Origin of the sequence: Clostridium sp. (assembly GCF_034179595.1) — a bacterium.
Taxonomy (GTDB): domain Bacteria; phylum Bacillota; class Clostridia; order Clostridiales; family Clostridiaceae; genus Clostridium.
Map to the genome: position 1 here is coordinate 1 of NZ_JAXFPT010000052.1, position 2,823 is coordinate 2,823.

General features: G+C 29.1%; 3 protein-coding genes. All 3 read left to right on the forward strand.

Features of this window, described 5'->3' with window-relative positions; genetic code table 11:
- Positions 1-89: 89 nt before the first annotated feature.
- Positions 90-146, forward strand: a complete 57-nt coding sequence (locus SPJ33_RS10650) for an erythromycin resistance leader peptide (RefSeq protein ID WP_167786578.1) — start codon at positions 90-92, stop codon at positions 144-146.
- Positions 147-261: 115 nt separating this feature from the next.
- Positions 262-1,815, forward strand: coding sequence for an IS21 family transposase (istA, locus tag SPJ33_RS06165; protein ID WP_195964578.1), 1,554 nt, complete (start codon positions 262-264; stop codon positions 1,813-1,815).
- A gap of 12 nt (positions 1,816-1,827) precedes the next feature.
- On the forward strand, positions 1,828-2,592 hold the full coding sequence (istB, locus tag SPJ33_RS06170; protein ID WP_195964577.1) for an IS21-like element helper ATPase IstB: 765 nt from the start codon (positions 1,828-1,830) through the stop codon (positions 2,590-2,592).
- Positions 2,593-2,823 lie beyond the last annotated feature (231 nt).

The following is a 2,823-nucleotide window of genomic DNA, read 5'->3' on the forward strand; positions in this document are numbered from 1 at the left end:
ATCTTGAAATTCTAACATCCGAAGCAGGGTTAGAGGAATTAATGAATAAATATTCGAAAAGAGATGCAATAAATTAAGGAGGTTTTCTAATGGGTTTATACTCAATTTTTGTAATAGAAACAGTTCATTATCAACCAAATGTTTAGCACATACTATTACTGTACCAAAAAGTAATTAAAAATTCTTCCACCTAGTATTTTCCAAACCTCTTTTTGAAATACTAATTGGTAATAATATTAAGAAAAGAGGTTATCGTGGAAGGTGATTACATTGAATGAAAAACAAAAAATTATACTTTATTACACTAAAGATAATATGTCTCAAAGGGAAATCTCTCGCAGAACTGGCGTAGCCAGAGATACGATTAGAAAATATATACGTGAATATGAAAGTAAAGTACAAGAATTGGGGTATGCCCTATCGGACATTGAAAAAGCAGACTTAATTGAAGAGATTACCAAAAAACCTAAATATAAGTCATCTCCTAGAACTAAAACAGCAGTTACCGATGAGGTTATTGAAAAAATTAAAACCTTCTTAAAAGAGAATGAAATAAAAAGATTGAAAGGCTTCTCTAAACAACAGATGAAGAAAATAGATATGCACGAGGCTCTATTAAAAGAAGGATTTAATATAAGTTATTCATCAGTTATAAGTGTTGTTAATAAGTTAGAAAAAACAAAAAAAGAAGCATTTATAAAGCAAGAATATGCTCCAGGAGATGTAGTAGAATTTGATTTTGGTACTGTAAAATTATCTACTGAAGATAATATTGTCAGAGAGTATCAATTAGCTGTATTTACTAGTGCCTACGGCAATTATAGATGGGCTAGATTGTTTCCAAAGCAAAACACAAGCTGCTTTTTAGAAGCTCATGCACATTTTTTTAAAGAGATTGGTGGTGTATTTAGAACTGTTGTTTATGATAATACAAGAGTAGCAGTAAAAAGGTTCATAGGTAAATCAGATAGGGAACCTACTGATGCATTATTAAAATTATCTATGTACTATAAGTTTGAATATAGATTTTGTAATGCTTATAGTGGTAATGAAAAAGGTCATGTAGAAAGAAGCGTTGAGCTTATACGTAGAAAAGCTTTTGGAAAAGATGTAGAGTTTAAGTCTATAGATGAAGCTAATGAGCATCTTATAGAAGTACTAAAAGAAATAAACTCTAAATGTAGCTTTGGAAGAAATAAAACAGCATTAGAATTACTTGAAGAAGAAAAAATTAATTTTCTTCCAGATATGCCGTTATATGAAACAGCTACTATTGTTGAAGTAAGAGTTAGTAAATATTCAACAGTTATGATTGAATCATCATTTTATTCTGTTCCGGATAACTACGTTGATAAACTAGTGCTTTGTAAAGTATATACCAATAAAATCTTGGTATTTTATAATGATGAAAAAATAGCTGAGCATAAAAAAATTATTGGATTTAATAAATGGAAAATAGATATAAATCATTATATATACACACTTTTCCGTAAGCCGAAGGCTCTTGTTAATAGCACAGCTTTTAAACAAATGGATAAAGTGGTTAAAGATATCTATAATGATTACTTCAAGAACAATGAAAGAGAATTTATTATGCTATTAGATTGTATTGGTAAATATAGTGTTGATGCAGTAGTTAACGCTATAAATTATATCAGGGAAACTTGTCCTACCAATATAAGTGTAGATAAAATTGAGTTTATTTGTTGTAGAAAAAATGATGAAAAAATCATATATATGGATGATTATAAAGATACAATAACAGAAAATTCATTAAATATGCTAAATGAATTTAATGATTTACTTAATAACTAAGGGAGTGATGAAATGGCATTAGAATCATACTTATCTCAAGCTAAAAATTATGCTTCTGAGTTAAAACTAAATGCTATAAAAGCCGATCTGGATGAAACTATTATGGATGCTGAAAAGAATAATTTATCTTATGCAGAATTTCTATGTAGGCTTCTTCAAAAAGAATATGATATTCGGCATTATAATCTTACACAAAGCAGAATCAAAAATGCTTGTTTCCCTTATAAAAAGTATTTTGAAGACCTAGATATATCTGCATTACCAGATGATGCTCAAAATAAATTAAAACATTTAAGCAGTTTAAAATTTATTGATGAAGGTCAAAATGTAATTTTATCCGGAAACCCTGGAACGGGTAAAACACATATAGCAATATCACTTGGTATTAAAGCCTGTTTAGAAGGATATAAGGTATTCTTTACAACAGTGCCACTTTTTATTACACAACTTAAGGAATTAAAATCATCAAGATCACTTAGAGCTTTTCAAAATAAGTTAGCTAAATATGACTTAGTAATACTTGATGAATTTGGCTACATCTCCTCCGATAAGGAGGGGGCGGAGCTTCTCTTTACTAATATATCTATAAGAACTGGATTAAAATCTACCATAATAACAACAAATCTTTCTTTTGATAGATGGAATGAAATATTAGGTGATCCTATTATGACAGCTGCATTAACCGATAGGTTAACACATAAGTCTTTTATCATTAATATGAATGGAAGTTCTTACAGATTAAAAGAAACTAAAGCTTGGCTAAAAACACTAAACTAAAAATTCAAAAAATATACGCATTAAAAATTATTCATTTACTGGTGGTATAATTTTTAGCTGTGTTTTGGTATAGATTTTAAGTATAAAAAACAAGAATTACAGCAACAGCTTCTTATACAAGCAAAGTCCAAGAATGACTATGAAGATGTGGCTGATGAAATTTACCGCCTTCGAGAATTAAAGCAAAATGCACTAGTTGAAAATGCAGAGCGAGAAGGAAAAAGGCAACGA